Source organism: Streptomyces bicolor, assembly GCF_000719285.1.
In the GTDB taxonomy this organism is placed as follows: Bacteria; Actinomycetota; Actinomycetes; order Streptomycetales; family Streptomycetaceae; genus Streptomyces; species Streptomyces bicolor.
On sequence record NZ_JOFS01000060.1, the window covers coordinates 1 to 25,696 of the forward strand.

General features: G+C 68.7%; 21 protein-coding genes, 1 rRNA gene, 3 pseudogenes and 1 riboswitch. Of the genes and pseudogenes, 5 read left to right on the top strand and 20 right to left on the bottom strand.

Annotation, left to right across the window (positions count from 1 at the left end; translation table 11 throughout):
• The 7 genes and pseudogenes from IF78_RS0140960 to IF78_RS44520 all read right to left on the bottom strand — a co-directional run.
• Positions 1–444 (bottom strand): histidine kinase (locus tag IF78_RS0140960; protein WP_031487759.1); only part of this gene is annotated, 444 nt, incomplete at its 3' end.
• Between the two features lie 116 nt (positions 445–560).
• Positions 561–1,193 (bottom strand): potassium-transporting ATPase subunit C, encoded by a 633-nt coding sequence (locus tag IF78_RS0140965; protein ID WP_031487760.1) that lies wholly within the window; start codon positions 1,191–1,193, stop codon positions 561–563.
• A gap of 23 nt (positions 1,194–1,216) precedes the next feature.
• Positions 1,217–3,358, bottom strand: a complete 2,142-nt coding sequence (kdpB, locus tag IF78_RS0140970; protein WP_031487761.1) for a potassium-transporting ATPase subunit KdpB — start codon at positions 3,356–3,358, stop codon at positions 1,217–1,219.
• A complete protein-coding gene (gene kdpA, locus IF78_RS0140975; protein WP_031487762.1) occupies positions 3,355–5,019 on the bottom strand; it encodes a potassium-transporting ATPase subunit KdpA in 1,665 nt (554 codons plus the stop codon). Before kdpA ends, kdpB begins: the two co-directional genes overlap by 4 nt.
• An 8-nt stretch (positions 5,020–5,027) precedes the next feature.
• Positions 5,028–5,117: a K(+)-transporting ATPase subunit F gene (gene kdpF, locus IF78_RS45515; protein ID WP_016434100.1), complete on the bottom strand. Its 90-nt coding sequence runs from the start codon at positions 5,115–5,117 to the stop codon at positions 5,028–5,030.
• A 272-nt stretch (positions 5,118–5,389) separates the two neighbouring features.
• A pseudogene (locus IF78_RS44515) lies at positions 5,390–7,252 on the bottom strand (APC family permease).
• Positions 7,253–7,476: 224 nt separating this feature from the next.
• Positions 7,477–8,617 (bottom strand): annotated as a pseudogene (locus IF78_RS44520) (sensor histidine kinase); the annotation flags it as partial.
• On the opposite strand from IF78_RS44520, the pseudogene IF78_RS44525 reads away from it, so the two are divergent.
• Both IF78_RS44525 and IF78_RS0141005 read left to right on the top strand, forming a co-directional pair.
• A pseudogene (locus IF78_RS44525) lies at positions 8,615–9,295 on the top strand (amino acid transporter); the annotation flags it as partial. The pseudogenes IF78_RS44520 and IF78_RS44525 sit on opposite strands and share 3 nt — an antisense overlap.
• Positions 9,296–9,397: 102 nt before the next feature.
• A complete protein-coding gene (locus tag IF78_RS0141005; protein WP_031487764.1) occupies positions 9,398–9,919 on the top strand; it encodes a hypothetical protein in 522 nt (173 codons plus the stop codon).
• A gap of 42 nt (positions 9,920–9,961) precedes the next feature.
• Here the strand turns inward: IF78_RS0141005 and IF78_RS0141010 are convergent, their stop codons facing one another.
• Complete coding sequence (locus IF78_RS0141010; protein ID WP_031487765.1) at positions 9,962–10,192, bottom strand: DUF1707 SHOCT-like domain-containing protein; 231 nt, start codon at positions 10,190–10,192, stop codon at positions 9,962–9,964.
• Positions 10,193–10,302: 110 nt separating this feature from the next.
• Here IF78_RS0141010 and IF78_RS0141015 point away from each other — a divergent pair, with 110 nt between their 5' ends.
• Positions 10,303–10,698, top strand: coding sequence for a TOBE domain-containing protein (locus IF78_RS0141015; protein WP_031487766.1), 396 nt, complete (start codon positions 10,303–10,305; stop codon positions 10,696–10,698).
• Between the two features lie 78 nt (positions 10,699–10,776).
• Positions 10,777–11,193 carry a TOBE domain-containing protein gene (locus IF78_RS0141020; protein WP_031487767.1) on the top strand — a complete coding sequence of 139 codons (417 nt, stop codon included), beginning with the start codon at positions 10,777–10,779 and terminating at the stop codon, positions 11,191–11,193.
• Between the two features lie 123 nt (positions 11,194–11,316).
• Here IF78_RS0141020 and gcvP read toward each other — a convergent pair whose 3' ends face one another.
• On the bottom strand, positions 11,317–14,202 hold the full coding sequence (gcvP, locus tag IF78_RS0141025; RefSeq protein ID WP_031487768.1) for an aminomethyl-transferring glycine dehydrogenase: 2,886 nt from the start codon (positions 14,200–14,202) through the stop codon (positions 11,317–11,319).
• 176 nt (positions 14,203–14,378) lie between these two features.
• Positions 14,379–14,475: riboswitch (glycine riboswitch) on the bottom strand.
• A gap of 114 nt (positions 14,476–14,589) precedes the next feature.
• On the opposite strand from gcvP, the gene IF78_RS0141030 reads away from it, so the two are divergent.
• Entirely contained in the window at positions 14,590–14,961 is a 372-nt protein-coding gene (locus tag IF78_RS0141030) for a PRC-barrel domain-containing protein (RefSeq protein WP_031487769.1), read from the top strand.
• A gap of 218 nt (positions 14,962–15,179) precedes the next feature.
• Here IF78_RS0141030 and IF78_RS0141035 read toward each other — a convergent pair whose 3' ends face one another.
• From IF78_RS0141035 to rrf, 11 genes are all read right to left on the bottom strand, one after another.
• Positions 15,180–16,592, bottom strand: coding sequence for a DNA polymerase IV (locus IF78_RS0141035; RefSeq protein WP_031487770.1), 1,413 nt, complete (start codon positions 16,590–16,592; stop codon positions 15,180–15,182).
• A 236-nt stretch (positions 16,593–16,828) separates the two neighbouring features.
• Positions 16,829–17,530 carry a MerR family transcriptional regulator gene (locus tag IF78_RS0141040; RefSeq protein ID WP_078662795.1) on the bottom strand — a complete coding sequence of 234 codons (702 nt, stop codon included), beginning with the start codon at positions 17,528–17,530 and terminating at the stop codon, positions 16,829–16,831.
• Between the two features lie 263 nt (positions 17,531–17,793).
• Positions 17,794–18,267, bottom strand: a complete 474-nt coding sequence (locus IF78_RS0141045; protein WP_004002801.1) for a bifunctional nuclease family protein — start codon at positions 18,265–18,267, stop codon at positions 17,794–17,796.
• 85 nt (positions 18,268–18,352) lie between these two features.
• Positions 18,353–19,090 (bottom strand): transcriptional regulator FtsR, encoded by a 738-nt coding sequence (gene ftsR / locus IF78_RS0141050; protein WP_031487772.1) that lies wholly within the window; start codon positions 19,088–19,090, stop codon positions 18,353–18,355.
• A 41-nt stretch (positions 19,091–19,131) separates the two neighbouring features.
• Entirely contained in the window at positions 19,132–20,037 is a 906-nt protein-coding gene (locus IF78_RS47175; protein ID WP_078662796.1) for a zinc-ribbon and FHA domain-containing protein, read from the bottom strand.
• Positions 20,038–20,098: 61 nt separating this feature from the next.
• A complete protein-coding gene (locus tag IF78_RS0141060; protein ID WP_031487774.1) occupies positions 20,099–20,932 on the bottom strand; it encodes a DUF881 domain-containing protein in 834 nt (277 codons plus the stop codon).
• A 5-nt stretch (positions 20,933–20,937) separates the two neighbouring features.
• Entirely contained in the window at positions 20,938–21,270 is a 333-nt protein-coding gene (locus IF78_RS0141065) for a small basic family protein (RefSeq protein ID WP_003988855.1), read from the bottom strand.
• Positions 21,267–22,178: a DUF881 domain-containing protein gene (locus tag IF78_RS0141070; RefSeq protein ID WP_107050116.1), complete on the bottom strand. Its 912-nt coding sequence runs from the start codon at positions 22,176–22,178 to the stop codon at positions 21,267–21,269. Before IF78_RS0141070 ends, IF78_RS0141065 begins: the two co-directional genes overlap by 4 nt.
• 99 nt (positions 22,179–22,277) lie before the next feature.
• Positions 22,278–24,773 carry a mannose-1-phosphate guanyltransferase gene (locus IF78_RS0141075; protein WP_031487776.1) on the bottom strand — a complete coding sequence of 832 codons (2,496 nt, stop codon included), beginning with the start codon at positions 24,771–24,773 and terminating at the stop codon, positions 22,278–22,280.
• A 114-nt stretch (positions 24,774–24,887) separates the two neighbouring features.
• Positions 24,888–25,496, bottom strand: a complete 609-nt coding sequence (clsA, locus tag IF78_RS0141080) for a cardiolipin synthase ClsA (RefSeq protein ID WP_031487777.1) — start codon at positions 25,494–25,496, stop codon at positions 24,888–24,890.
• A gap of 109 nt (positions 25,497–25,605) precedes the next feature.
• A 5S ribosomal RNA gene (rrf, locus tag IF78_RS45290) occupies positions 25,606–25,696 on the bottom strand; the annotation flags it as partial.

The window sequence follows — 25,696 nt, forward strand, 5'->3', positions numbered from 1 at the left end:
CGGCACCGTCTCCTGCTGCCGTACGCCCGTGATCGACTCGACGACGTCACCCAGCGACTCCAGGTGCTGGATGTTGACGGTCGATATGACATCGATCCCCGCCGCCAGCAGCTCCTCGACGTCCTGCCAGCGCTTGGCGTTGCGCGAGCCGGGGATGTTGGTGTGGGCCAGTTCGTCCACCAGCGCCACCTTGGGCCTGCGGGCCAGGACGGCGTCGACGTCCATCTCCGTGAAAGCGCCGCCCCGGTACTCCAACTCCTCGCGCTGGATCTGCTCCAGGCCGTGCAGCATCACCTCGGTGCGCGGCCGGTCGTGGTGCTCCACGAAGGCCACCACGCAGTCGGTGCCGCGCTCGATCCGCCGGTGCGCCTCGGACAGCATCGCGTACGTCTTGCCGACGCCCGGTGCCGCACCGAGGTAGATCCGAAGCCTGCCGCGTCCCATGGTCACCCTTCGAAGCGGTACCCCATGCCCGGTCGGCCGGCGCGTGCCGCCGGCACCTGATCACGAGTGCTCAGACGACTTGTGGTCGTCTGCCACCACCGGCACCCGGGCATCGGTCAGTTGCCCTTGGTCAGTTCCTTGAGCGCGATGTTGAGTTCGAGGACGTTCACCCGCGGCTCGCCGATGAAGCCGAGGGTGCGGCCCTCGGTGTGCTCGTCCACCAGCTTCCGCACCTGGGAGACCGTCAGGTCGTTGCGCTCGGCGACGCGGTGGAACTGGATGTCCGCGTACTGCGGTGAGATGTCCGGGTCGAGGCCGGAGCCGGAGGAGGTGACCGCGTCGGCGGGGACCTGGGACGGCTTGACCGTGTAGCCCGCCACGGAGTTCTCCATGACGACCTTCGCCTGCGCCTCCTTCACCCACTTGATCAGTTCCGGGTTGTCGCCGGAACGGTTGGTGGCGCCGGACAGGATCAGCTTGTACTGCGTGTTGACCGAGTTCTCGCCCAGCCCGTTGGCCGGCCGGGGCTGGAAGTAGTCCAGGCTGTAGTCCTGTTGACCGATCAGGGAGGAGCCGACGACCTTGCCGTCCGCCTTGATCTCGGAGCCGTTCGCTTTGTCGTTGAAGAGGGCCTGCGCCACACCTGTGACGGCCAACGGATAGATGACGCCTGTGAGCAGGGTCAACACGAGCAGCGCCCGTAGACCCGCGCCCAGCAACCGGCCGGTGTTCGCAACGGAGTTGTTCATGGTCCTTCACCAGCTTCCAGGAATCACAGGCCGGGGATCAGAGAGATGAGCAGGTCGATGAGCTTGATGCCGATGAAGGGGGCGACCAGACCGCCCAGCCCGTAGATGGTGAGGTTCCGCCGCAGCATGCGATCCGCGCTCACCGGCCGGTACTGCACACCCTTCAGCGACAGCGGCACCAGCGCGATGATGATCAGCGCGTTGAAGATGACGGCGGACAGGATCGCGGAGTCCGGCGAGGACAGGCCCATGATGTTCAACTTGTCCAGGCCCGGGTAGACGGCCGCGAACAGCGCCGGGATGATCGCGAAGTACTTCGCGACGTCGTTGGCGATGGAGAACGTGGTCAGCGCACCGCGCGTGATCAGCAACTGCTTGCCGATCTCGACGATCTCGATGAGCTTGGTCGGGTTCGAGTCGAGGTCGACCATGTTGCCGGCCTCCTTGGCGGCCGACGTCCCGGTGTTCATCGCCACGCCGACGTCGGCCTGCGCGAGCGCGGGCGCGTCGTTCGTCCCGTCACCGGTCATCGCGACCAGCTTGCCGCCGGCCTGCTCCCGCTTGATGAGCGCCATCTTGTCCTCGGGCGTCGCCTCCGCGAGGAAGTCGTCGACGCCCGCCTCCTCGGCGATCGCCTTGGCGGTCAGCGGGTTGTCGCCCGTGATCATGACGGTCTTGATGCCCATGCGGCGCAGTTCCTCGAACCGCTCGCGCATGCCGTCCTTGACGACGTCCTTGAGGTGGATGACGCCCAGGACGCGCGCACCCCGGTCGTCCTCGAGGGCGACCAGCAGCGGCGTGCCGCCCGCCTCGGAGATGCGGTTGGCGGTCGTGTCCGCGTCGTCGGCGACCGTGCCGCCCCGCTCCTGCACCCAGGCCATGACCGAACCCGCGGCGCCCTTGCGGACCTTGCGGGCGACGCCGTCCTCGGTGAGGTCGACGCCGGACATCCGGGTCTGGGCGGTGAACGTGATCCACTCGGCCCCGACCAGCTCGCCCTGATGACGCTCGCGCAGCCCGTACTTCTCCTTGGCGAGGACGACGATCGAGCGGCCCTCGGGCGTCTCGTCGGCCAGCGAGGACAGTTGGGCGGCGTCCGCGATCTCGGCCTCGGTGGTGCCGCTCACCGGCACGAACTCGGCCGCCTGGCGGTTGCCGAGCGTGATGGTGCCGGTCTTGTCGAGCAGCAGCGTCGACACATCACCCGCCGCCTCAACCGCCCTGCCGGACATGGCGAGTACGTTGCGCTGGACCAGGCGGTCCATGCCCGCGATGCCGATCGCGGAGAGCAGGGCGCCGATGGTCGTGGGGATCAGGCAGACCAGCAGCGCGACCAGCACCACCAGCGTCAGGTGCGTGCCCGCGTAGTCCGCGAACGGCGGCAGCGTGGCGCAGGCCAGCAGGAAGACGATCGTCAGCGAGGCCAGCAGGATGTTCAGCGCGATCTCGTTCGGCGTCTTCTGCCGGGCCGCGCCCTCGACCAGGTTGATCATCCGGTCGATGAAGGTCTCGCCGGGCTTCGTCGTGATCTTGATGACGATGCGGTCGGAGAGGACCTTCGTACCGCCGGTGACGGCCGAGCGGTCACCGCCGGACTCCCGGATGACCGGAGCCGACTCACCGGTGATCGCCGACTCGTCGACGGAGGCGACGCCCTCGATGACATCACCGTCACCGGGGATGATGTCGCCGGCCTCGCACACGACCAGGTCGCCGATGCTCAGCTCGGTGCCGGGCACCTGCTCCTCACGGTCGCCCACGAGCCGGCGCGCCACCGTGTCGGTCTTGGCCTTGCGCAGGGTGTCGGCCTGGGCCTTGCCGCGGCCCTCGGCGACGGCCTCCGCCAGGTTGGCGAAGATCACGGTCAGCCACAGCCAGGCACTGATCGTCCAGCCGAACCAGTCGCCGGGGTCCTTGAAGGAGAAGGCGGTGGTCAGGATGGAGCCGATCCACACCACGAACATCACGGGGGACTTGACCATCACCCGCGGATCGAGCTTGCGGAAGGCGTCCGGCAGCGACCTGACCAGCTGCTTCGGGTCGAAGAGGCCCGCGCCGACACGGCCCTCGGGGGACTTGTGCCCGGTGGGTACGTCGCTGTGCGGCGCCCGGGTCGGAGTGGCTGTGGACATGGAGTCCTCTTGGTTCGTTACTTCGGTGGTCATGACGCCAGCCCCTCGGCCAGCGGACCCAGCGCCAGGGCCGGGAAGTACGTCAGACCCGTGATGATCAGGATCGCGCCCACCAACAGGCCCGTGAACAGCGGCTTCTCGGTGCGCAGGGTGCCCGCGGTGGCCGGGACCGGCTTCTGCTCGGCGAGCGAGCCGGCCAGCGCCAGCACGAACACCATCGGCACGAACCGGCCGAGCAGTATGCACAGGCCCAGCGTGGTGTTGAACCACTGCGTGTCCGCGTTCAGACCGGCGAAGGCCGAGCCGTTGTTGTTGGAGGCGGACGTGTAGGCGTAGAGGATCTCGGAGAATCCGTGCGCCCCGCTGTTGGTCATGGAGTTCACCGGGGTCGGCAGCGCCATCGCGACGGCGGTGAAGATGAGCACCAGGGCCGGGGTGACCAGGATGTAGCAGGCCGCAAGCTTGATCTCGCGGGTGCCGATCTTCTTGCCCAGGTACTCGGGCGTACGGCCGACCATCAGACCGGCGATGAACACCGCGATGATCGCCATGATCAGCATGCCGTAGAGGCCGGAGCCGACACCGCCGGGCGCGATCTCGCCCAGCATCATGCCGAGCATGGTGATGCCGCCGCCGAGCCCGGTGAAGGAGGAGTGGAAGGAGTCCACCGCACCGGTCGAGGTGAGCGTGGTCGACGTCGCGAAGATCGCCGACGAGCCGACGCCGAAGCGGACCTCCTTGCCCTCGTACGCCCCGCCCGCGATCTCGAACGCCGGGCCGTGGTGAGCGAACTCGGTCCACATCATCAGCGCGGTGAAACCGAGCCAGATGGTGCCCATCGTCGCGAGGATCGCGTAGCCCTGCTTGACCGAGCCGACCAGGATGCCGAATGTGCGGGTCAGCGCGAACGGGATGACGAGGATCAGGAAGATCTCGAAGAGGTTCGAGAACGGGGTCGGGTTCTCGAAGGGGTGGGCGCTGTTGGCGTTGAAGTAGCCGCCGCCATTGGTGCCGATCTCCTTGATGGCCTCCTGCGAGGCCACCGCGCCGCCGTTCCACTGCTGCGACCCGCCCATGAACTGACCGACCTCGTGGATGCCGGAGAAGTTCTGCATGGCGCCACAGGCGACGAGCACCACCGCGGCGATCGCGGCCAGCGGAACCAGGATGCGTACGACACCCCGCACCAAGTCGGTCCAGAAGTTCCCGAGTTCACCCGTGCGCGAGCGCGCGAACCCACGCACGAGCGCCACGGCGACCGCGATACCCACAGCCGCGGACACGAAGTTCTGCACGGCCAGACCTGCCGTCTGCACGACGTGGCCCATGGCCTGCTCGCCGTAGTACGACTGCCAGTTGGTGTTGGTCACGAAGGACACGGCGGTGTTGAACGCCTGGTCCGGATCGATCGCGGCAAAGCCCAGCGAACCGGGCAGCACGCCCTGGAGCCGCTGCAGCAGGTACAGGAAGAGGACACCGACGGCGGAGAAGGCGAGGACGCCGCGCAGGTACGCGGTCCAGCGCATCTCGGTGTCGGGGTTGGCACCGATGCCCTTGTAGATCCACTTCTCGACGCGCCAGTGCTTGTCGGAGGAGTAGACCTTGGCCATGTAGGTGCCAAGGGGGATGTAGACGAGCGCCAGTGCTGCGATCAGAGCGAGCAGCTGGAGCACGCCGGCGAGGACGGGACCCATTCCTTGTCTCAGAACCTCTCCGGGAAGATCAGGGCGAGGACGAGATAGCCCAGCAGGGCGACGGCCACGACCAGGCCGACGATGTTCTCGGCGGTCACAGCTTCGTCACCCCCTTGGCGACGAACGCCACGAGCGCGAAGGCCGCGATCGTGGTGACGACGAAGGCCAGATCGGCCATCGTGAGCTCCTGGATGTGAGGTTCGGCTGGACAGGGACGGTTAGAGGAAACCGCCTGGGTGGCCGGAATCGACCGTCGTTGACGGGTCCCTTACGGCGGTCGACACGCCTTTGACGGGACTCTTACGGGGTCTGGCCGGCGATTCGCCGGCGAGCTCCGCTTCGGGAGGTGTCCTCGGCTTCGAAGGCGGACTCAGAACAGCCGGAACCGCAGCCGGCAGATCACCGCGTCCGTCTCCCGTCGTACGGCATGCGCGACGACGGCACCCCGCTGGTTCTGCAGCAGCCGCTGCCACAGCCGCTCCGGTTCGGTCTCCGGGATCAGGACGGTGACCCGGGTGGCCGGCGCCGCGGCCATGACGTCACGGACGTACGCGGCGATGGGGCGGCCCAGTGAACGGCGCTCGCTGGTCAGCCGGACCAGGGGCACGCCGGGGTCCCACTCGGTCCAGGAGCGCTCGAGGCAGTGCAGGGCGGCCCGGTCCTCGGGGTCGGGGTGGCAGACGGTGACCGCTCGGACCTCGTCGCCCAGGGAGGACGCGGTGGTGAGGGCCTCCGAGGTGAGCCGGGAGATCGAGGAGACGGGCACGATCACGACCGAGCGGTCGCGGTGCGGGTGCTCCGGGATGCGGCCGAGGCCGAGGCGGTCGCCGATCCGGCCGTAGGCGCCGTGCACGGTCTCGAAGGCCACGACCAGCAGCGGCAGGGCGATCACGATCAGCCAGGCGCCCTCCTCGAACTTGGTGGCGGTGACGACGACGGCCGAGATGCCGGTCAGCAGCGCGCCGAACCCGTTGAGGAGCGCCTTGCCCGGCCACCTCGAACCGTGTTCCTCCCGCCCACCCGTCCGGCGTCCGATGTACCAGTGCCGGACCATGCCGACCTGCGCGATCGTGAAGCCGACGAAGACGCCGATGGCGAAGAGCGGCACGAGGGTGTTGGTGTCGCCGCCCGAGAAGACGACCAGCGCGGTGGAGACGGCCGCCAGCGCCAGCACGCCGTGCAGGTGCACCTGCCGGTCGGCCTTCAGAGCGAACACGTGCGGCAGGTAGTTGTCGCGGGCGAGCAGCTTCAACAGCACCGGCAGACCGCCGAAGGAGGTGTTCGCGGACAGGGCCAGCAGGATCATCGTCGCGAACTGGATGACGTAGAACGCCCAGTTGCGGCCGAAGGACGCGTCCGCGAGCTGTGCGAGGACGGTGACGCCGTCGACCGGCTGGAGATGGAAGCGGGAGATCAGCACGGACAGGCCGATCAGCATCACGCCGAGGACGGCGCCGAGGGCGACTTCCGCGCCCTGGGCGCGCTTGACGCGCGGGACGCGGAAGGCGGGGACGGCGTTGGCGATGGCCTCGACGCCGGTGAGGGCCGAGCACCCGGAGGCGAAGGCCTTCAGCAGGAGCAGGGCGCCGACGGTGGTGGCGTTGTCGGAGAGGACGGAGGCGTGTCCCGCGGCGGCTTTGGTGCTCACCGGCGCGGACCGGAACAGCCCGACGGCTACCAGCGAGGATGGAGCCGACGAACACGACAGTCGGTGCGATGAAGACCTTCGCCGACTCGACGATTCCCCGCAGATTGACCGCCGTGATCAGCGCGAGCACGGCCCGGCACAGCCACAGCCGGTCGTCGTGGAGGGCCGGGAAGGCGGAGGTCAGGGCGGCCACACCGGCGGTGACGGCGACGGCCACGTTGAGGACGTAGTCCAGGACGAGCGAGGCCGCCGCGACGAGGCTCGTGCGCTTGCCCAGATGCGTCCTGGCCACGGCGTAGGAGCCGCCGCCGTCGGGGAAGGCCGCGATGACCTGCCGGTACGAGGCGACGAGCACCGCGAGCAGGGCGGCGATGGCGAGCGTGACCGGGAGTGTGAAGCCGAGGCCGTGCGCGCCGGCCGCGGCCAGCACCAGCACGATCGTCGGGCCCGTAGGCCACCGACGCCATGGCGTCCAGGGACAGGGCGGCGAGGCCCGTGACGGGCGGTGAGCCGGTGCCGTTCGCCGGTATCCGGCGGTTCCTCGTCGGCGGGGGTCGCCCCGGGCTCGGTGGTCAGGACGGACATGGGATGCGGGCTCCTTCGTACGGACTGGCGGTCACGCGCGAGGAGCGCGCGACTGACCAAGGTTCTGTCCGAGTCCCGCCGTTGCTGACGGTTCCTTGCGCGTTCTTCGCGCGGGAACGGCTGTCCTTGACGGCACTTTGACGCGGGTGTGACATGTGTGAGAGGCGCGCAGTCGGCACAACGAACCAGCACCCGAACCCGCACCCGCCACACAACAGGAACCCCTACAACGGCCCCGCGCCCACCGCTTCCCCCACCAGCGGCAAAGACACCACCATCGTCAGCCCACCCCCTGGCGTGTCCTCCGGCGTCACCGTCCCACTCATCGCCTCGGTCAGCCCCCGTGCCAGGGCGAGCCCCAGCCCCAGCCCGGTGTTGTTGTCGGTGTCACCCAGCCGCTGAAACGGCTCGAAGAGCCGATCCCGCCCCGTCACCGGCAGCCCGGGTCCCCGGTCGACGACCCGCAGTTCGGCCCGGCCCGCAAGCACACTGGCAGTCACCAACACCTTGGACCCAGCCGGGCTGTGCCGCGCCGCGTTGGTGACCAGATTCGCGATCACCCGCTCCAGCAGCGGCGGATCGGCCAGCACCGCCGGGATCTCCTCCACGTCCCCGACCTCGACACCGGGCGTGTCCGCCAGCGCGGCCGGCAGAACCTCCTCCAGGGCGGTGGGCCGCAGGTTCAGCCTCAGCACGCCCGCCTCCAGGCGGCTGAGGTCGAGGAGGTTCTCCCACCAGGCGGCTCAGCTTGGCCATGGACTCGTCGGCGGTGGCGAGGAGTTCGTCCCGGTCCTCGGCGGAGAACTCGACGTCCCGGCTGCGCAGAGACGTCACGGCCGCCCACCCCGCGGCGAGCGGGGTCCGCAGGTCGTGGCCGACGGCCCGCAGCAGCGCCGTACGCATCCGGTCGGCCGCCTTCACCGGCTCGACCTCGGCGGCTGCCCCGGCGAGCCGGGCCCGCTCCACCGCGGATCCGACATGCGCGGCGAAGGCGGCGAGCACACGCCGCTCCGACGACGACATGTCGCGCCCCCGCAGCACCAGACAGGCACCGGAACCGGCCGGCACGGCGGTGACGCCCGCGGTGTCGGGCGGTTCGTCGACCAGTTGCGCCGACTCCATGCCGAAGGTCTCCCGGGTGCGTTCCAGCAGGGCCGGGATCGTCTGGCCGCCGTGCACGATGCTGCCCGCGAGGGCCGACATCGTCTCCGCCTCCGCGGTGGCACGGGCGGCTCTGCGCGACAGCCGCAGGGAACGGTCGACGACGGCGGCCACCGTGGCGGCCACGACGGCGAACACCGCCAGCGCCAGCAGGGCGTTCGGATCGTCGAGCGTGAAGGCCCCTATGGGCGGAATGAACCAGTAGCGGCCCGCGAGGCCGGTCAGCGCAACTGGTTCATCGCCTTCGCCGTCATCTCGGCGGTCTTCCTCTACACGACGGTCGTCAACGTCATCGAGCGCCCCGACGGTGTCAAGATCGGTGCCTGCTTCATCGCCGGCATCATCCTCGTCTCCCTGCTCTCGCGACTGCTGCGCGCCTTCGAGCTGCGCGTGACCAGCGTGACGCTCGACGGCATGGCGGCACGATTCGTCAGGGACATAGCCAGCCGCAAGATCCGGTTCATCGCCAACGAGCCCGACCAGCGGGACAAGGCCGAGTACCGCGACAAGATCGAGCAGATCCGGACCGACAACGACATCCCGGGCCAGGAGGACTTCGTCTTCGTCGAGGTGACGGTCACCGACCCGTCCGAGTTCGAGGCGGGCCTGACGGTACGCGGTGAGGTCACGCACAACCGCTACCGCGTGCTCACCCTGGAGTCCTCCTCCATCCCGAACGCCCTGGCCGCCCTCCTCCTGCACGTCCGTGACACGACCGGCTGCATCCCGCACATCTACTTCGAGTGGACCGAGGGCAACCCCTTCGCCAACTTCCTGCGCTTCTTCCTCTTCGGCCAGGGCGAGGTCGCCCCGGTCACCCGCGAGGTGCTGCGCGAGGCGGAGCCGGACCGCGAGCGCAGGCCACGGGTGCACACCGGCTGAAACGGCCTCGGCCATCAGGATCGCGTCAAGGATGAGCCGTAAGGCGTCAGAGCGCTGTCAGCACCGGTCACTGCGTCGCCGTCGCCCCCTACCGTCTGCACTGTGCAGGGAAACGGACCGCGACCGGCCCCGACGAGCGACCGCCACTGGCGCGGTGGCGCCCGGTTCGCCACGGGCTGCGCTCTTGCCTTCTTCGGCATGACCCTGCTGGTCGACTGGGACGCACACACGCTGACACCACCACGCACCCTGCTGTGGCTGGTCATGACCTCCGTGATCTTCACGATCCTGCTCCCGCAACGCGTGACCGCGGGCCCGGGCTGGCTCGCGGTCCGTGGCCTCGTCCGGCGTCAGACGGTGCGTACGGACGCGCTGGTGTCCATACGGCAGTACGGCGACATTTCCGCGCACCTGACCCTGCGCGACACGGACGGCCGCCGCCTGGACGTGGACCCGCTCGTCCTGGTCACCAATCCCCTGCTCTGGCACGAGCTGGACACCGGTGTACGCCGCTCACGCGCCGGCGGAACGCTGCTCGAAGGCACGGACTTACTGGAGCGGCTGCGGCACCAGATCGACGACGCGACGGCGCGGGCGGTGCTCAGGGCGTCCGGGATCTCCTGAAGACCGAGCGCCGGGCCGGCCGTACCACGACCTGCCCGTACGTCATCCGCCCGGCGATCTCGACCCGCAGGACGACGGGGGCACCGGCGGCAGATCCACCGTCAACTCGGCGAGCTCACCCAAAGTGCGGGCGGACAGGGCGGCGGTGACCCGCTCGTCCAGCTCCTCGATGGTCAGCCGGCCGTCCCCCGCCGCGGAGTTCAGCACCTGCACGACACGGTCCCGGTCCGCGTCCGAAGCGCGCAGCCCCGTACGCGACAGCTCCGCCGACATACCCTCACCCCCGATCGCACGCCGCCAACCGCACTAACGCCATATCGCGTTATACCCAACGGCCAACCCCCCGCCCGCGGTTCCCGGCCGGCACCCCTATCGTGACCGCCATGCACTCCTACACGATCGGCCAGGCGGCACGGCTGCTGGGCGTCAGCCCCGACACCGCCCGCCGCTGGGCGGACGCGGGCCGGGTGGCGACCCACCGCGACGAGACCGGACGGCGGCTCATCGACGGCAAGGACCTCGCCGCGTTCTCGGTCGAACTCGCCAAGTCCGGCAGCGGCGAGGAGGAGACCTCGTACACCTCGGTACGCAATGCCTTCCCCGGCATCGTCACCGCGATCAAACTCGGCGACGTGGCGGCCCAGGTCGACATCCAGGCGGGCCCGCACCGGCTGGTCTCCCTCCTCACCCGCGAGGCAGTGGAGGAACTGGGCCTGGAGGTGGGCATGGAGGCGACCGCCCGCGTGAAGTCGACAAACGTGCACATCGACCGCGCATAGTCGGGCGAACAGGAACACTACGGTAGGAATCGCGAACCCGAATCGCCCCGAACCCCTACCGTCTGCGAGGCGTCCCCCATGAGCCTGAGCATCCGCAACCAGCTCCCCGGCACGGTCACAGCCATCACTCCCGGCGAGGTCATGGCAACGGTCAAGGTCCGCCTCGCCGGCGGCCAGGATCTCACCGCGGCGATCACCCTGGAGGCCGTCGAGGACCTCGGCCTGGCAGAAGGCAGCACCGTGAACGCCCTCGTGAAGGCCACGGAGATCTCCCTGGCCACCGCCCCGGTCAAGGGCCTGTCCATCCGCAACCAGCTCCCCGGCACGACCGGCCTCGCCACGGGCGGCGCGATGGCATCGGTCAAGATCGCCGTGGACGGCGCGGAGCTGACCGCGGCCATCACCAAGGACGCCACCACCGACCTCGCCCTGGCCCCCGGAGCCCCCGTGGTCGCGCTGGTCAAGGCGACGGAAGTAGCACTGACGACGGCGTGAGACCCAGGGCGGCAGCACAAGGACGCACAGGCACGAGAACGCACAAGGGCTCCGCCCGGCCAGGCACGGCCGGGCGGAGCCCTTCCACTCGTTCACCTACGTCGGTGAGTCAGCCCGTGAACGTCAGTCCTCGTACGCGTCCAGCGGCGGGCAGGAACACACGAGGTTCCGGTCGCCGAAGGCCTGGTCGATCCGGCGCACCGGCGGCCAGTACTTGTCGGCGGCCGACACACCGGCCGGGAACACGGCCTCCTCACGGCTGTAGGCGTGCTCCCACTCCCCGCCCAGCGCACCGGCGGTGTGCGGGGCGTTCCGCAGCGGGTTGTCCTCGGCGGGCCACTCACCCGACCCGACCTTCTCGATCTCCGCACGGATGGCGATCATCGCCTCGCAGAACCGGTCCAGTTCAGCCAGGTCCTCGGACTCGGTCGGCTCGATCATCAGCGTCCCGGCCACCGGGAACGACATCGTCGGCGCGTGGAAGCCGTAGTCGATGAGCCGCTTGGCCACGTCGTCGACGCTCACTCCGGTCGCCTTGGTCAGCGGCCGCAGGTCGATGATGCACTCGTGCGCGACGAGCCCGCCCGGCCCGGTGTAGAGCACCGGGTAGTGCGGCTCCAGCCGCTTGGCGACGTAGTTGGCGGACAGCACCGCCACCTGCGTGGCCCGCTTGAGCCCCTCGCCACCCATGAGCCGGACGTACGCCCACGAGATCGGCAGGATCCCGGCGGAGCCCCAGGGCGCGGCCGAGATCGGGCCGACCCCCGTCTCGGGCCCGGCGGCGGGCTGCAGCGGGTGGTTCGGCAGATACGGCGCCAGGTGCGCCCGCACGGCGACGGGCCCGACCCCCGGACCGCCACCGCCGTGCGGAATGCAGAACGTCTTGTGCAGGTTCAGGTGGGACACGTCTCCACCGAAGTGCCCCGGCTTGGCAAGCCCCACAAGGGCGTTGAGGTTCGCGCCGTCGACGTACACCTGCCCGCCCGCGTCGTGCACCTGCGCGCAGATGTCGGCGACGTGCTCCTCGAACACACCGTGCGTCGACGGGTACGTGATCATCAGCACCGCGAGTTCGTCGCGGTACTGTTCGATCTTCGCCCGCAGGTCCTCGACGTCGATCTCACCGTCCTCGGCGGTCTTCACGACGACGACCTTCATGCCGGCCATCACAGCGCTCGCAGCATTGGTCCCGTGCGCGGACGAGGGAATGAGGCACACGATGCGCTGCTCGTCGCCGTTGGCCCGGTGGTACCCGCGTACGGCGAGCAGCCCGGCCAGCTCACCCTGCGACCCGGCGTTCGGCTGCAGCGACACCTTGTCGTAGCCGGTGACCTCGGCGAGACGCTCCTCCAGCTCCCGGATGAGCGTCAGATAGCCCTGCGCCTGCTCGGCGGGCGCGAAGGGGTGCAGCTGCCCGAACTCCGGCCAGGTGACCGGCTCCATCTCGGTGGTCGCGTTGAGCTTCATCGTGCAGGAGCCCAGCGGGATCATGCCGCGGTCGAGCGCGTAGTCGCGGTCGGCGAGCCTGCGCAGGTAGCGCAGCATCGCCGTCTCCGAGCGGTGCTGGTGGAAAACGGGGTGCGTGAGGTACTCGTCCTCGCGCAGCAGCCCGCCCGGAAGCGCCTCCTCCGTCTGCGCGTCCAGCGCCTCGATGTCCCCTTCGCCCCCGAACGCCGTCCATACAGCGCCCAGTTGGGCCCGTGTGGTGGTCTCGTCAAAGGCGATGGACACGTGGTCGGCGTCGACGAGACGCAGGTTGACGCCGTTCTGCCGGGCAGCGGCGACGACCTCGGAGGCCTTCGCGGGCACCCGCACGGTCACCGTGTCGAAGTAGGCCCCGTGCACCACCTCGACCCCACTCGCCGTGAGCCCCGCGGCGAGGATGGCGGCGTACCGATGCGTCCGCCGGGCGATGCTCTTCAGTCCCTCGGGCCCGTGGTAGACGGCGTACATTCCGGCCATCACGGCGAGCAGCACCTGAGCGGTGCAGATGTTGCTGGTCGCCTTCTCCCGGCGGATGTGCTGCTCACGCGTCTGCAGGGCCAGCCGGTACGCCTTGTTCCCGTCCGCGTCCACGGACACACCCACAAGCCGCCCCGGCAGGCTGCGCGCGAACTTCTCGTGCACGGCCATGTAGCCGGCGTGCGGCCCGCCGAAGCCCATCGGCACACCGAACCGCTGCGTCGTCCCGACCGCGATGTCCGCCCCCAGCTCACCGGGAGACTTCAGCAGCGTCAGCGCGAGCAGATCGGCGGCGACGGTGACGAGGGCACCGAGTTCGTGAGCCTGCTCGATGACGGGCTTGATGTCCCGTACGACACCGGAGGCGCCCGGGTACTGCAGGAGCACGCCGTTGATCTCACGCGCGGCGACATCGGCCGGAATCCCGCCACTGAGGTCGGCGACGACGACCTCCACACCGGTCGGCTCGGCACGGGTCTCGATCACGGCGATGGTCTGCGGAAGCACGTCCGCGTCGACCAGGAACAGCCCCTTCTTGTTCCTCCCCATACGCAGGGACAGGGCCATGGCCTCGGCGGCCGCCGTCCCCTCGTCGAGCAGCGAGGCACCGGAGGTGGGCAGCCCGGTGAGCTCGGCGACCATCGTCTGGAAGTTCAGCAGGGCCTCGAGCCGCCCCTGCGAGATCTCGGGCTGGTACGGCGTGTAAGCGGTGTACCAGGCGGGATTCTCCATGACGTTCCGCAGGATGACCGGCGGCGTGAAGGTGCCGTAGTACCCGAGCCCGATCATCGAGTCCAGCACCTGGTTGCGGTCGGCGAGCGACCGCAGCTCGGCCAGCACCTCGGCCTCGGTACGCGCCCCGGGCAAATCCAGCGAGTCGGCGTTCTTGATCACATCCGGCACCGCGGCGGCGGTCAGCTCGTCGAGCGAGCCGTACCCGACCTGGGCGAGCATCTTGGCCCGAGCCTCATGATCGGGACCGATATGACGCTGCTCGAAGGGAATCCCTTGCTCGAGCTCGGAGAGCGGAATGCGGTGGGCGGTCATTGCGGAGGCCTCCTGGTCTGACGCGACCTTCGAGGGGCACCACGGCACGGGTACCCGGACGGCCTCCCCCTCTGTCATCTCAACCTGAGAGCTTCACCGGGTCGCCCAAAGGCTCCCGACTTTCACCGTCGGTGAGAGCGGAAGCCGTCGACACCCGCCCTGCTTTCCAGAGTGACCTCGTCCGTGCGGTACGTGTGCCTGAGAGATTCCGGGGAGGATTTGCTCCTTCGGCGCCTCCGGATGGTGTCCGGAGGACTCTCCCGCACGGGGTCAGCAGCCGCTAGCAAGCCTACCAGCGGGGTCAACGCACGGACCTTCGAGTGGCCGCACTCACCAATGTGCCTTTTCGTAGTGCTTACGGATGAGTTGCGACCAAGTGGAGGGCCCGTGCAGACCGACATCGATCCGCGCAACCTGATCGGCCGCAAGGCCTTCGACTGCAACGGCACCAAGATCGGCACCATCGACGAGGTCTATCTCGACGACGCCACCGGGGTGCCGGAATGGGCGGCGATACGCACCGGCCTGTTCTCCCGGGACGCCTTCGTCCCCCTGGAGCCCAGCGAACTGATAGAGGGCACCCTCCACGTCCCCTTCGACCGCGCCCTGATCAAGGACGCCCCCGACTTCGGCGTAGGCCGCCACCTCTCCCCCGAACAGGAACTCCAGCTCTACCACCACTACGGCCTCGACGTGGCCCCTCCACCCCCCATTCCGGACCGGGACTTCGGCAACCTGGCAGGCAGAGAGGACACGTGACCCGCCCACGGCAGCCACCGCACCCATCAGCCACGCGGCACCCACACCCACTCAGCCTGCGGGCAGTCGTGCCGCTGGGGCGGCACGGGTGGCACGGGTGGGCGCAGGCGGCACCCCGCAAGCGCGGGGCAAGCGTCCCCACCCTCCACCGCAACCACAATCCCCGGGGACCCAGAAAAGCCACGAGACGCTCCACGCCATGAGCCGACCGCAACCCCCTACGCGCCCGGCACCACAGGCGCCACCCCCGAGCCCTCATCCCCCGCACCCGTCCCCGCCCCCGAACCCTCAGGTCTTCGCGCCACCAACGGCAACGGCTCCGCCACCTCCAACCCCGGATCATCCACCCGAAACGTCCGCACCCGCCCCGGCTCCGACCCAGGCGTCTCGAACCGCACAGTCACCCGCCCCAACCCACTCCCCTGCACCCACCCATGCCCGTACTCGACGTGCCGCACATCGTGCCCCGCAACCCACCGCCGCTCGACAGGCACGACCTCCCGTTCCTCCGCGGGCTCCTCCCGATCCCCCTCCTCCGCGGCCTGCTCAACCCGCTCCCCCGCCGCCTGCGCGAACAGATCCTCCTGCGTGTAGTCGGCCAACCCACTCACCCCGACCCCCAGCAGCCGCACACCCCCCGTCGTGTCCACGGCATCCAGCAACCGCGCCGCGGCCTCCCGCACCACCGCCGGATCATCCGTAGGCCCACGCAGCGTCTCGGACCGGGTCAGGGTGGAGAAGTCGTACCGCCGCACCTTCAGCACGATCGTCCGCCCCGACAACCCGGCCCCCCGCAAGCGCCGCACACAACGGTCGGCCAGCCGCTGCACCTCCAGCCCCACCCGGACCCGGTCATGAATGTCCACGTCGTACGTGTCCTCGACCGACACCGACTTGGCCTCCCGTTCGGCCACCACGGGCCGCTCGTCATGCGCCAGCGCCATGGCGTACAGGGCGTGCCCGTGCGCCTTGCCGAGCAGCCGCACGAGCTCGTCCTCCCCCGCCTCGGCGATCTCGTCGACCGTGTGGATCCCGGCCCGCCGCAGATGATCCCCCGTCGCCGGCCCGACCCCCGGCAACGTCCGCACGGACATCGGCCCGAGCAATGCCCTCTCGGTCCCCGGCTCGATCAGCACCAGCCCGTCGGGCTTGGCCTCCTCCGAGGCGATCTTCGCCAGCATCTTGGACGCGGCCAGCCCCACGGATCCCGCAAGCCCGGTGGCCGCCCGTATGTCGGCGCGCAGCTTCGCCCCCACCAGCCGCGCCGACTGCTCGTCCCAGGCCGCTCCCGCGGCCTCCAGATCCACGAACGCCTCGTCCAGGCTCAGCGGCTCCACCAGCGGCGACAGCTCTCGCAGCAGCCCCATGACCTGGTCGCTGATCTCCCGGTAGATCCCGAACCTCGGCACGAGATACGCGGCATTCGGCGCCAGCCGGCGCGCCTGAGCCATGGGCATCGCGGAGTGGACCCCGAAGACCCGAGCCTCATAGGACGCGGTGGCGACGACTCCACGCGGCCCGAGGCCGCCCACGATCACGGCTTTCCCGCGCAGGCTCGGCTTGGATGCCTGCTCCACCGAGGCGTAGAAGGCATCCATGTCGAGATGCAGGATCGTGGGCGCGTTTCTCACATCTCCGATGCTGCCTCACGCCACTGACAATGCCGCGCTACAAAGGCCCGTCCCGTCGGCCATCGGCCCGATCAACCGCGGACCCATCCCGCCCGACAGCTCGCGAAGTTCTCGACGATGGCCGCTCGGACCGCACAGACCAGCCGATCACACCGCCGAGCCAACCCATCGGACCACCTGCTCAGGCCGGTGAGCCAGTCCCTCGAACCGCCCGGTCAGGCCACTGAGCCAGCCCCTCAGACCGCCCGGTTACGCCGCCGAGCCAACTCGTCCGCCGGATTGTGCCCGACCAACGTCTCCCCGGTGTCGATCCGCTCCCCGTGCAACTGCGACAAGGCGCTCTCGACGTCCCGCCACACCACTCCCACGGCGATCCCGAAGATCCCCTGCCCACCCTGGAGCAGCGCATGGACCTCGTCCGGCGAGGTGCACTCGTACACCGTCGCACCGTCGCTCATCAGCGTCATGCGCTCCAGATCACGAAAGCCCCGCTCCCGCAGATGCTGCACGGCGGTACGGATGTTCTGCAGCGACACACCGGTGTCGAGGAACCGCTTGACGATCTTCAGGACGACGACGTCCCGGAAGCTGTACAGCCGCTGCGTGCCCGACCCGTACGCGGGCCGCACGCTCGGCTCGACCAGCCCGGTGCGCGCCCAGTAGTCGAGCTGCCGGTAGGTGATGCCGGCGGCCGCACACGCCGTCGGACCGCGGTAGCCGATCTGCTCGGTTTCCATGGACGCCGCCCCTCCGCCGTTGCTCGGCACGGCCGTCGGTCGCTGCGGAGCGTGATCGGCCGCGCTGCCCTGAAGCGGGCTGCCGGGATGGGGGTACCCCCTGCTCGAACGAAGTTGAGAACTCGGGGGAGGGTACGGTCCGCCCGCCCCGAGACTACGCCCGGGGGCGCCCCCACCCGAACCGTCGCCGCTGCTTCTCACGCCGACCTCCGTCCTTGACCTGCCTTCTCGACGGTAGGCAGTCACCAGGGGTGCGTCAACGATCGCCACACTCGGCACGCCGAGTGATAATCACCCTAGGAGTGGTTTCCCGCACCCCACCGCGGGGAAAGGCTAGCTGAATGCGCTCGCAGCAGGCCTCAGGACGCTCTCACTCGCCGTCGGCAAATGCCGGCATTTGAGCTGTAACCGGCGGTAGGCCGCCCGATCACGGACCGCGAGCCCGCAGGACCGCCCACACCGCCTCACTGACTGCTGGTGCCGAAGTCCTCGGGCGAGATCTGGTCGAGGAACTCGCGGAACTTCTCCACCTCGTCCTCCTGCTCGTCCGGGATCGCGATGCCCGCGTCGTCGAGCACCCCGTCACTGCCGTAGATCGGCGTTCCGGTGCGCAGGGCCAGCGCTATGGCATCGGACGGGCGGGCGCTCACCTCGACGCCGCTGGCGAACACCAGCTCGGCGTAGAAGACGCCCTCACGCAGATCCGTGATGCGTACTTCGGTGAGCTCCTGGCCGACGGCCTCCAGCACGTCCTTGAACAGGTCGTGGGTCAGCGGTCGCGCGGGGGCCATGCCCTGCTGGGCGAATGCGATCGCTGTCGCCTCCCCCGGGCCGATCCAGATGGGGAGGTAGCGGTCGCCTCCCACTTCGCGCAGGAGCACGATCGGTTGGTTGGAGGGCATTTCGACCCGGACACCTACGACATCGAGCTCGTTCACACAGCAACCCTAGGCCGTGCTCGGGACGTTTGGGTAGTCGGGCCGAGAACGGGTGGCCGATCCGGCTTTCCCCGGCCCTCCCGGCTCAGGGCAGCCGTACCCCGAGAGCGGTCTGCACCAGCGCGGAGTGCAGCTTCACCGTGAGCCCGGCCAGTTCCCTGGCACGGGCCTCCGCATGTGCCCTGGTCTGCGGGTTGCGGTGGCGCCTGAGCGGTGCCACGACCTGGTCCACCAGCCCGGCCTCACGGTCGGCGGCGGCCTTCATCACCCGCAGATGCCTCGGCTCGATCCCGAACCGCCCCAGCTCGGCGACGAGCGAGGCCACGGTGACGGCCTCGGCGTCATACGCCCCGTCCGGCAGCGGGGCGATCAGGCCGTACGACTCCCACTCCTCGAGCTCCCGCTCTCCGATCCCGGCGGCCACGAGCAGCTCCGCCCGCCCTATACGGGCGGCCGTGGGCCCCTCGACGGGCTCCAGTACGGGTTCGCCGTCCCGCTGGCGGCACAGGGTGGGCAGGGGCGCGGCCTCACCGCGCTCCATGGCGTCCAGGTGCTCGCGGATCACCTTGAGCGGCAGGTAGTGGTCCCGCTGCATGCGCAGGACATGGCCGAGCCGCTCCACGTCCTGCGCACTGAACTTGCGGTACCCCGAGGGGGTCCGCTGCGGCTCGACGAGACCCTCGGACTCCAGAAAGCGGATCTTGGAGATGGTGATGTCAGGGAACTCGTCACGCAGCACGTTCAGGACCGTGCCGATGCTCATCAGCCGACTGGCCGCGGCGGCGGCGCCGGGCCGGGCACCGCCGCTCGGTGTTTTCAGCATGGACCTTCCCTGGGTCTCCCCGGATGGACTCCGGGGGAGGGTCAGTAGCCCCGCTGGCTCGCGTAGAAGACCAGCCGGTACTTGCCGATCTGTACCTCGTCACCGTTGTTCAGAGCGACCTGATCGATCCGCTCGCGGTTGACGTAAGTACCGTTCAGACTGCCGACGTCGGCCACCGTGAACGAGCCGTCCTGGGCGCGACGGAACTCCACGTGCCGACGCGAGACCGTCACGTCGTCCAGGAAGATGTCGCTCTGCGGGTGCCGCCCGGCGGTGGTCAGGTCACTGTCCAGGAGGAAGCGGCTGCCGGAGTTCGGTCCCCGACGCACCACCAGCAACGCGGAACCCAGCGGCAGCGCGTCGACGGCCGCCTGGGCCTCAGGAGACAACGCCGGGATCGGCGTCTGGCCCGTAGCCTCGGCGTCGTACGCCTCGAGTCCGGAGATGGAGATCGTGGAGGTCGTCTCGGACGGGCGCTCGGCCGCCGCACCAGCCCGCAGCGGCGCGCCGCAGTTCGAACAGAAGCGGCTGTTCTCCGCGTTGCGGTTACCGCACCTCGTACACACCAGGGCCGACATCGGGGAAAACCCTCCACCCGTACTTGAGGTTGACGGTTGCCCGAAACCTATGCCGCCGGACTGCCCAGGGTCAACTGACGGCGCGCCCTGACCTCCGGAAATGTCACCGCCCGGAGCAGGCACCTGATCCCTGAACAGCGGGCGCTGGCCCTCATCGTCCCCCTGTGCGCGATGACGAGCGGTCGCGTTGTCGCTGCCCTCTCGCGCGCTCTTGCCGAACAACTTCGCAAACAACTTCACGGGCGATTCCCCTTGACCGAAACAGACCCGCCCGTGGGGCAGGACGAACCCTGACTCAACACTCTGGCCGACCCGGACATCCTGACAACGTCCGTCTCCACCAGACAGTTTCCACCACGCACCACCCATTCGGTGCGCCGACCCCCCGCAACCTCATGCCCTCGCCGGACGTCCCCCATGCACCGCCGGTTCACTGGGAGGACGACCGAGCGTAGTCAGGCCGCTTCACCGCTCGCAAGGCATCCACGACGATCTTGTCCGACCGCTCGATGGTCACGGTGGCCTGCTCCTTCTCGAGAGTCTGCACCACGCCTCCAGGGATGTTGAGCGCCGGTTCGAGGTCCTGCGGCTTGCCGATGACCTTGAAACGATAGGGAGCGTTGATCTTGTTCCCGTCGACGCTCACGCTGTTCCCGGAATCCGTCAGATACGTGCCGGCGACGACGCGGACGCCGTTCACCTGGATCGCTTCCGCGCCGGCCGCGCGCAGCTCCTGGATCGCGTCGAGCAGCATGTCCGCCTCGACCGTCCCCTTCGTGTCGTCGATGGTCATCGTGATGCCAGGTCCCTGCGCGGCCACCGTGCCCGCCAGAATGCCGAGTTGCCTCTCCTTCTCGACCGTCTGCCTGCGGGCCTCCTCGGCCTGGTTCGAGCTGTTCTCCAGCTCGTCCCGCTGCTTCTCGAGACCTTGCTTCTCGTCCTCAAGACGCTGAGTACGGTCATCCAGTTCATCGAGAATGCGAACGAGATCTTCCTGACGCGCGCCACGCAGGGCGCTGTCACCGTCGCTGTTCGACGCGACCTGGACGGCCAGCCCGAAGCCGAGGCCGAACAGCAGCAGCGCGACGATGAGTTGGGCCCGGCTGACCCTCGGCGGCCACAGCCCCTGCACCAGCCGCTGCCGCCCGGTCAGCTCGGTCCGCTGTTCCGCGGAAGCCTCCACCGGCTCGGCGGTGTCGGCCGGCACCTCCTCGGGCAGTTCCTTGCGCAGCCTGTTCTCGGGAGTCTCGTCGTGGTTGCTCATCGGCCTCACGCCCGGAACACGTGCCGGCGAATCGCCGCGGCGTTGGAGAAGATCCGGATGCCGAGCACGACGACGACACCGGTGGACAGCTGGGCGCCCACACCCAACTTGTCGCCCAGGAACACGATCAGCGCGGCCACGACCACGTTGGACAGGAACGACACGACGAAGACCTTGTCGTCGAAGATGCCGTCGAGCATGGCCCGCAGACCCCCGAAGACGGCGTCCAGAGCCGCCACGACGGCGATCGGCAGATAAGGCTCGACGACCGCCGGAACCTCAGGCCGGACCAACAGGCCGGCCACGACTCCCACGACGAGGCCCAGTACGGCGATCACGATGTGCCCTTCTCGGTTTTCTCGGTGTTCGGCTGTGCTGTACGTACGGTCACGCTCGGTGCGGCGGGCAGACGGAGGTCCTCCTGCGCCGAAATGCTGGTCCTGATCCCGAAGTTCTCCTGCAGGGCGTGCAGGTAGAGCCCGTCGGCGCTGTCCTGGAACCTGGTGCTGAGCCGCTCCCCGTCCCCCACCGCCAGCACCGTGTACGGCGGAACCAGCGGCTTGTTGTCGACCAGTATCGCGTCACCGGCGGCCCTGATCGCCGACAGGGCCGTCAGCCGCTGTCCGTTGATGGAGATCGCCTCGGCGCCCGATTCCCACAGCCCGTTGACCACACGCTGCATGTCGCGGTCGCGTACCCGCCCGGTGTCGGAGAACCCGGATGTCCCGCGAGGGTCGCCGTCGCCGCCCGAGGTGGCCTCCTTGGCGTCATTCACGATCAGCTTCACCCCGGGCCCGTGCACCTCTACGGCGCCCGCCAGGATGCCCACCAGCTCAGCCTGGTCACTGTCGCCAGTCGTCTTCAGTGCCTCGCGCTGCCGCGCGCTCACGTCGTCGCGCAGCTTGTCGACGGACTCCTCCAGCTTGTCCGCCGCCGCGGTCTCACGGTCGATGCGGTCGATCAGTTCCTCGCGCTCCTTGGCCATGACCGGCGCCGCGATCCGAGCCTGCGCCGCTCCCACGGTCACCACGAGCGCCGCGAGCACCAGACCGGCGGCGAGGCCCAGCTTCGCCCTCAGGGTCTTGGGCAGGCCCCCCTCACCCGCGGCCTTCTTCCGGGCGGCGGCCTCGGCATAGCCGTCGTCGAGGCTGTGATCCATGACGTTGGTGAGCAGCGACATGGACGCGTCCGGGCGCGAGGGGGGCGTAGGTGTGCTCCGAACGGGGGGCTGCGGCATGCCGCACATCGTCGCACGTCGCGACCGCTACCTCCGAATGGCCCCACCGGCGTGCCGGACGGGCCCCGTTCGGGGAGACCCGTCCGGCACGCGCGCGTGCTGCTTGCGTCAGCGGCCGGCGCTGTCCACGACAGCCGACCACTCGTCGAGCAGGGCCTGCGCGGACGCGTCGTCCGGCCCCTCGGCCCACAGATGGGTGACCGCCTCGGCCGGGTCGGGCAACACCATCACCCAGCGCCCGTCGGTCTCCACGACCCGCACACCATCAGTGGTGTCGACAAAGCGGTCTCCGGCCGCCTCGACGACCCGCCTCATCACCAGCCCCTTGACAGCCCACGGAGTCGCAAGATCCCGCTTGATGACATGCGCCCGCGGAATCCGCGCGTCGATCTGGCTGAGCGTGAGCTGCGTGCGCGCCACCAGTCCGATCAACCGTACGAAGGCCGCCGTACCGTCGAAGACGCTGCTGAACTCCGGGACGATGAATCCGCCCCTGCCGTCCCCGCCGAAGATCGTCGTGTCGTCTCCACCGACCCGGGTCAGATCGTCCGGCGATGTGGTCGTCCACTCCACCTGGGTTCCGTGATACGCCGCCACCTGCTCGGCGATCCGCGTGGTGGTCACCGGCAGCGCCACCCGCCCACTGCGCCGCTCCGCAGCCACGAGGTCGAGCATCACGAGCAGGGCCCGGTCGTCCTCGACGATCCGCCCCTTCTCGTCGACCAGGGACAGCCGCTCACCGACCGGGTCGAACCGCACCCCGAACGCGGCCCGGGCGGACGCCACTATCTCTCCCAGCCGCACCAGCCCCGACCGCCGCGCATCCGCCGACTCCGTCGGCCTGGACTCGTCGAGACCGGGGTTGATGGTCAGCGAGTCCACACCGAGCTTGCCGAGCAGACTCGGCAGCACGAGCCCAGCACTACCGTTCGACGCGTCGACGACGACCTTCAGCCCCGACTCCGAGATCCCGGTCGTGTCCACGTTCCGCAGCAACGACCCGGTGTACGAGTCGAAAACGCTGGCCGGAAAGTGCAGGTCCCCGATCTCTCCCGGGAACGCTCGCCGATACTCCTGCCGCGCGAAGACCCGGTCCAGCTTCCGCTGGCTGGCCTGGGAAAGGTCGGCGCCCTGCCCGTCGAAGAACATGATGTCCACGGAATCCGGCACCCCGGGCGTCGTTCGGATCATGATCCCGCCAGCACTGCCTCGCGCGGTCTGCTGCCGCGCCACGGGCAGCGGTACGTTCTCCAGGTCTCGTACGTCGATGGCGCTGGCCTGCAGCGCGGAGATCACCGCCCGCTTCAGCGCCCGGGCACCACGGGAGTGGTCGCGGGCCGTCGTGACGGTGGACCCCTTCTTCAACGTCGTCGCATAGGCACCGGCGAGACGCACGGCGAGCTCCGGCGTGATCTCCACGTTCAGGATTCCGGAGACGCCACGGGCACCGAAGAGATGAGCCTGCCCCCGCGACTCCCAGATCACCGAGGTGTTGACGAAGGCGCCGGCCTCGATGGTCTTGAACGGATAGACACGCACGTTGCCCTGAACGATCGATTCCTCACCGATCAGGCACTCGTCTCCGATCACCGCGCCGTCCTCGATCCGGGCAGCACGCATGATGTCGGTGTTCTTCCCGACGACACAGCCGCGCAGATTGCTGTGCTGCCCGACGTAGACGTTGTCATGAACAACAGCCTTGTGCAGAAAGGCTCCGCTCTTCACGACGACGTTCGAGCCGACGACGGTGTGCTCCCGGATTTCCGCGCCGGCCTCGACCTTGGCGTAGTCCCCGATGTACAGAGGCCCACGGAGAACGGCATCGGGATGCACTTCGGCGCCCTCCGCCACCCACACACCCGGAGAGATCTCGAAGCCGTCGATCTCGACGTCGACCTTGCCCTCCAGGACGTCGGCCTGCGCCTTCACGTAGCTCTCGTGGGTGCCGACATCCTCCCAATACCCCTCCGCGACATACCCATAGACCGGCTTGCCCTCCTTCATCAACTGCGGGAAGACATCGCCTGACCAGTCCACGGGAACATCGGGCTCGACATAGTCGAAGACCTCGGGCTCCATGACGTAGATTCCGGTGTTCACCGTGTCCGAGAAGACCTGACCCCAGGTCGGCTTCTCGAGGAAGCGCTCGACCCGGCCTTCCTCATCGACAATGGTGATGCCGAATTCCAGCGGATTGGGCACACGCGTCAGACAGACGGTGACCAGCGCACCCTTTTCCTTGTGGAAATTGATCAGCTCGGTGAGGTCGAAGTCGGTCAGGGCATCACCGGAGATGACGAGGAAAGCATCGTCCTTCAACGCCTCTTCGGCGTTCTTGACGCTTCCGGCGGTACCGAGTGGCTTCTCCTCATTGGCATAGCTGAGCTCCATTCCGAGCTCTTCACCATCACCGAAGTAGTTCTTGACCAGCGAGGCCAGGAACTGCACGGTCACGACGGTCTCGGTCAGCCCATGCCTTTTGAGCAGCCGCAGAACGTGCTCCATGATCGGCCGGTTGGCCACCGGCAGGAGCGGCTTGGGCATGCTTGAGGTCATGGGGCGCAGGCGTGTGCCTTCGCCCCCGGCCATCACGACGGCCTTCATGTCGGAAGCGTCCTCCTCGAAGAGACGACGGTCTAGCCGACTTCACCCGTCCAGATTGTCCCGCACTTTTCCGCCACGGGCCATCGAGCCGCTACGCCCGCTCAATCCGCGAGTTCAATCGGCCATGGCGTCCGCACGAACCAGGCGGCGGACTTGTACCACGTAGAGGACTCCTGCCCACCAGTACAGCGTTGTACCCCATCCAGCGAACGCCCATCCGAAAATAGCAGCGAGTGACGGGATCCATCCACTTCCGTCGCTGAGCAGCAACAACGGGAAGGCATACATCAGGTTGAACGTGGCTGCCTTCCCGAGGAAGTTCACCTGCGGTGGCGGATAGCCATGACGCCTGAGGATGCCCACCATCACCAGCAGAACCAGCTCTCGTGCCAAAAGTACAGCGGTCAACCAGATCGGCAGAATCTCGCGCCAGGTGAGACCCACCAGTGTCGAGAGAATGTAGAGCCGGTCAGCCGCGGGATCGAGCAGCCGGCCGAGGCTGCTGATCTGGTTCCAACGTCGCGCGAGCTTGCCGTCCAGGTAGTCACTGACGCCGCTCAGAGCCAGCACCAGGAGCGCCCAGCCGTCGCTCTTGGGCCCGCCGAACTCGGGCCTGAGAATCAGCCACAGGAACAGCGGCACGCCAACGAGCCGCGCCATGCTGAGGATGTTGGGGATGGTGAGGACCCGGTCCGTCTGGACACGGGTCTCCTGGACCTCCACCCGGGGGCCTCCTGCGGGAAAAGTACCTACGATGCCCCCTGACCCTACCTCAACGCAAAAAAGCTCTGACCCTCGGGCTGTATGCCCAAGGGTCAGAGCTCTAAAAGGAGTTCGGCGGCGTCCTACTCTCCCACAGGGTCCCCCCTGCAGTACCATCGGCGCTGTAAGGCTTAGCTTCCGGGTTCGGAATGTAACCGGGC

Bases quoted from the DNA above. Each gene is read 5' to 3' on its own strand.
- IF78_RS0140965 (WP_031487760.1), bottom strand. From the start codon at position 1,193: ATGAACAACTCCGTTGCGAACACCGGCCGGTTGCTGGGCGCGGGTCTA.
- kdpB (WP_031487761.1), bottom strand. From the start codon at position 3,358: ATGACCACCGAAGTAACGAACCAAGAGGACTCCATGTCCACAGCCACT.
- kdpA (WP_031487762.1), bottom strand. From the start codon at position 5,019: ATGGGTCCCGTCCTCGCCGGCGTGCTCCAGCTGCTCGCTCTGATCGCA.
- IF78_RS0141010 (WP_031487765.1), bottom strand. From the start codon at position 10,192: ATGTCGGCGGAGCTGTCGCGTACGGGGCTGCGCGCTTCGGACGCGGAC.
- IF78_RS0141015 (WP_031487766.1), top strand. From the start codon at position 10,303: ATGCACTCCTACACGATCGGCCAGGCGGCACGGCTGCTGGGCGTCAGC.
- IF78_RS0141020 (WP_031487767.1), top strand. From the start codon at position 10,777: ATGAGCCTGAGCATCCGCAACCAGCTCCCCGGCACGGTCACAGCCATC.
- gcvP (WP_031487768.1), bottom strand. From the start codon at position 14,202: ATGACCGCCCACCGCATTCCGCTCTCCGAGCTCGAGCAAGGGATTCCC.
- ftsR (WP_031487772.1), bottom strand. From the start codon at position 19,090: ATGCTGAAAACACCGAGCGGCGGTGCCCGGCCCGGCGCCGCCGCCGCG.
- IF78_RS47175 (WP_078662796.1), bottom strand. From the start codon at position 20,037: ATGGGTGGTGCGTGGTGGAAACTGTCTGGTGGAGACGGACGTTGTCAG.
- IF78_RS0141060 (WP_031487774.1), bottom strand. From the start codon at position 20,932: ATGAGCAACCACGACGAGACTCCCGAGAACAGGCTGCGCAAGGAACTG.
- IF78_RS0141070 (WP_107050116.1), bottom strand. From the start codon at position 22,178: ATGTGCGGCATGCCGCAGCCCCCCGTTCGGAGCACACCTACGCCCCCC.
- IF78_RS0141075 (WP_031487776.1), bottom strand. From the start codon at position 24,773: ATGAAGGCCGTCGTGATGGCCGGGGGCGAAGGCACACGCCTGCGCCCC.